General features: G+C 75.4%; 2 protein-coding genes. Both read left to right on the forward strand.

Translation table 11 applies throughout. The annotated features are described in order from the left end of the window. On the forward strand, window positions 1-745 hold a 745-nt coding region (locus tag LZ604_RS35240; protein ID WP_234520291.1), incomplete at its 5' end, for an acyl carrier protein. Window positions 746-852: 107 nt separating this feature from the next. Then, the coding region (locus LZ604_RS35245; RefSeq protein WP_234520292.1) for a type I polyketide synthase at window positions 853-4,593 on the forward strand (3,741 nt) is incomplete at its 3' end.

Here is a 4,593-nt window from a genome sequence, read left to right on the forward strand (position 1 = left end):
GGCCCGCCGCCGCGCCGACGGCCTGCCCGGTCTCGCGATCGGCTGGGGCCCCTGGGCCGAGGTCGGCATGGCCGCCCGGGACTCCGCCGACCACGAGAAGACCGGCCTGCGGCCGATCCCCGCGCACAGCGGCGCACGTATCGCGGTCCGGCTGGCCTGCGCCACCCCCGCCACCGCGGGTGTCGGCGTCGTCCCGGCGGACTGGGCGGCCTTCCGCAACGCCCTCGGCGACACCCTGCCGGACGGGTATCTGGACCGGCTCGCCGGTCCGTCCGGTGGGGCCGCGGCGGCCGATGCCCGGCGCTCGGGCGCAGGGCGCCAGGCCACGGACCGGTCGCCGTCGCTGCGCGCCGAGCTGGCCACGGCCCGCGACCCGCGCGCCCTCCTGGGCGAACGCGTCGAACTGATGCTGCGCCAGGTGCTGGGTTCCCGCCGTCCGGTCGGACGGCACCAGGGCTTCGCCTCCCTCGGCATGGACTCGCTGATGGCCGTGGAGTTCCGGGCGCGGCTGTCGGACGCCCTGGAGCTGAGGCTGCCCACCACCCTCGCCTTCACCCACCCGAACCTGGACGACCTCGTGCCCTTCCTGGCACGGCAACTCGCCCTCCCGTCCGACGACCCGGCCGAGGACCCGGCCGGCGACCCGGAGCAGGAGGGCCCGGGCGGTACGGCTCCCGTCGACACGTCGGCGAGCGAGCTGATGGCCCGTATCTCGGAGAAGTACCGCACCCACCGGCGCGCCTGACCGACGCACCGTCGGGGCGTGGCCCCGGGGGCCGCGGAAGGTGTGCCTTCGACCCGGAACGCCATCTGCCGCCCCGAACCGCCGAGTTGTTGGAGGAAAACGTCACCATGGCCGGAACGACGCCGCACGACGAGCTGCTGGCCTCGTTGCAGCAGTCCGTGTACGTCATCGACAAGCTGGAGGGCGAACTCGCCCGCGGCCGCGAAGAGATCGCGATCATCGGCATGTCCTGCCGGTTCCCCTCCGCGAACGGCACGGCGGAGTTCTGGCGGCTGCTGCGCGAGGGCGGGGACGCCATCACGGAGGTCCCGCCGGACCGCTGGGACATGGCGGCGCTGTACGACCCGGACCCGGCCGCCGCGGGGAAGCTGTACACCCGCTACGGCGGATTCGTGGACGACGTGGACCGCTTCGACCCGCTGTTCTTCGGCATCTCCCCCAAGGAGGCCGCCCGCCTCGACCCTCAGCACCGGATGCTGCTGGAGGTCACCTGGGAGGCCCTGGAGGACGCCGGGCACGCCCCGAGGAGCCTGCGGGGCAGCCGCACGGGCGTGTATGTGGGCATCGCCGAGAACGACTACGCGCGGCTGATCGAAGACGCGTACGGCACCCGGCTCGAGCACTACGACGCCACCGGCACGGGTTTCTGCTTCGCCTCCGGCCGGATCTCGCACGTCCTCGGGCTCCAGGGCCCCAACATGGCGACGGACACGGGGTGTTCCAGCTCCCTGGTCGCACTCCACCAGGCGGTGTCCGCGCTGCGGCTCGGCGAGTGCGACCTCGCCCTCGCCGGAGGGGTGCATCTGCGGCTGTCCCCGGCCACCTCGCTGTCGCTGGCCAGGACCGGCGCGCTGGCCCCGGACGGCCGCTGCAAGACCTTCGACGCCCGGGCGGACGGGTTCGGGCGCAGCGAGGGCTGTGGGATCGTCGTCCTCAAACGGCTGTCCGACGCCCGCCGGGACGGCGACACCGTGCTCGCCGTCGTCCGCGGCTCGGCCGTCAACCACGACGGCCCGGCCGGCGGCTTCACCGTCCCCAACCAGTCGGCGCAGATCTCCCTCATCCGCGACGCCCTCGCCAACGCGGGCGTCGCGCCGGACGAGGTGTCCTTCGTCGAGACCCACGGCACCGGCACCGCCCTGGGCGACCCGATCGAGGTCGGCGCTCTGGCCGCGGTGTTCGGCCGGAGCCCGCACCCGGTCCTGCTGGGGGCCGTGAAGAGCAACATCGGCCACACCGAGGGCGCGGCCGGGATCGCCGGTGTCATCAAGACCGTCCTGGCGCTCAGGCACGGCGAGATCCCGGGCAATGTGCACTTCACCGAGCCCAACCCGCACGTCGACTGGGCGGATCTGCCGTTCGCCGTACCGACCGCGCCCACCACGTGGCCCACGCCGGACGGCGCCCGGGTCGCGGGCGTCAGCTCGTTCGGCATGAGCGGGACCAACGCGCACGTCGTGCTCGCCGCCGCACCCGACGATCCCGAGCCCGCCGAGCCCTCCGGCCGTCCCGTTCACGTCCTCGCGCTGTCCGGCCGCACCGAGGCGGCGCTCACCGAGGCCACCCGGCGGATGGCCGGCTTCCTGGCCGAGGGCGCGGGCGGAACGCCCCTCGCGGACGTCTGCTTCACCGCCAACGCCGGCCGGGACCACTTCGAGCACCGGCTCGCCGTGGTGGCCGGCTCTCCCGAGGAACTGGCCGAGCGGCTGACCGCGGGCACCGGCGCCGGCGGATACGTCCCCGCGCACCGGCCGGAGCCCACCGTGGCCTTCCTCTTCACCGGGCAGGGCGCGCAGTACGCGGGCATGGCGCGCGAGCTGTACGCGACCGAGCCGGTGTTCCGGCGGGCCGTCGACCGCTGCGCCGAGGTCCTCGACCGCCATCTGGACCGCCCCCTGCTCTCCGTACTGCACCCGCGGGACACCGCCGCCCCACGGGACGGGCACCCCGGCCCGGGGCGGGAACTCCTGGACCGTACGGAGTACACCCAGCCGGCCCTGTTCACGGTCGAGTACGCCCTCGCGGAGCTGTGGCGCTCCTGGGGCGTCACCCCGGACGTGGTACTGGGCCACAGCGTGGGCGGAATCGTCGCGGCCTGTGTGGCCGGGGTGTTCACGCCGGAGGACGCGCTACTGCTGGTGGCCGAGCGCGGCCGGCTGATGGGCGCGCTGCCGGACGGCGGGGTGATGGTGTCGCTGCGCGCCGACGAGGCGGTCGTCGCCGCCGCCGTCGCCCCTCACCCCCTGGTGTCGATCGCCGCCGTGAACGCGCCCGGCGAGGTGGTGGTGTCCGGTGCGGCCGACCAGGTGGAGTCGGTCGTGGCGGCGCTCGCCGCACAGGGCGTCGAGGCCCGGCGGCTGGCGGTGTCCCACGCCTTCCACTCGCCGCTCATGGCACCGGTCGCCGAGCCGCTGCGCGAGGTCGCGCGGCGGGTGCGGTACACGGCCCCGCGCATCACCGTCGTGTCGGACCTGACCGGCGCCCCGGCGGACCCCGACGAGCTGTGCGACCCCGAGTACTGGGTACGGCACGCCCTCGAGCCGGTGCGCTTCGCCGACGCCGTACGGGCCGCGCACACCGAGGGCGCCCGGGTGTTCGTGGAGGCCGGGCCCAAGCCGGTCCTGCTGGGCCTCGGCCGGGCCTGTCTGCCCGACGGCGGGGACGACGACACGGCCTGGGTGCCGAGTCTGCGACCCGGCAGGGAGTGGCCCGAACTGCTGTCCGGAGCGGCGGCCCTGCATGTGCGGGGCGTACCCGTGGACTGGGCGGCCGTCGACGGCCGCGGCCGTCCACGGCGCGTTCCGCTGCCCACCTATCCCTTCCAGCGTGATCGTCACTGGTTCACGGCGCCGCCGAGGAGCGCTGCCCGCGCCACCGCCCGGGTCAGGCCCCTGCTCGACACCCGGGTCCGTCTCCCGCTGTACCGGGCGACGGTCTTCCAGACCGAGCTGGGCGCCGGCACCCTGCCCTTCCTCGGCGAACACCGGGTGGGCGGAGCCGCGGTGGCACCCGGGGCCTGCCATCTGGCGATGGCGGCGAGCGCCGCAGAGGCGGCCCACGGCGCAGGCACGGTCGTCCTGCGCGACGTGGTCTTCCCCGAGCCGCTGGTGGTGCCGGACGGCGGGACGCGCACCGTACAGCTCGTGCTGAGCCCCGCCGCGGACGCCTCCGAGCGGGAGTTCCAGCTGCTGGACGCGGCCGGGGAGGCGGAGGATGACGCCGACGGCCCCGGGGAGCCCCGGAACGCCTCCGTGTACGCGGGCGGCCGGGTGGTCCTGGACGGCGCCCCCGAAGGACCCGGTGCGGACCGGTCCGTGGACGTGACCGCCGTACGGGAACGGCTCGGCCGGGAGATCGACCGGGAGGCGCTCTACACGCGGCTCGCCGCCCACGGCATCGAACTCGGGCCCAGCTTCCGCAGGCTGGACCGGATCTGGGCGGACGCGGACGAGGCGCTGGCCGCCGTGACCCCGCCGGAGCCCGGCGCCGCCCCGCTCGCACCCGTCCACCCGGGTCTGCTGGACGCGCTGTTCCAGGTCACCGAGGCGTGCGCGCTCGCCTCGGACGCACCGGGCGAGGCCCGGCTGCCGTTCGCGCTGGCCCGGCTCGTGGTGCGCCCGCAGACCGACGACCGCGCGCACTGGATCCACGCCCGCCGGGCCGCGGACGGCCGGTGGGACATCGACCTCCTGGACGCCGACGGCACACCCCTGGCCGAGGTCGGGGGCTTCGAGGACCGCCCCGCCCCCCGCGGCCGCCTCGCCGGCCGCCACTCCGAGTGGGTGGAGTGGTTGGTGGGTGTGGAGTGGTCGGAGGTGGCTGAGGAGGGTGTGGCTGCGGGGTTGTCG

Source organism: Streptomyces glomeratus (assembly GCF_021462825.1).
GTDB lineage: Bacteria > Actinomycetota > Actinomycetes > Streptomycetales > Streptomycetaceae > Streptomyces > Streptomyces glomeratus.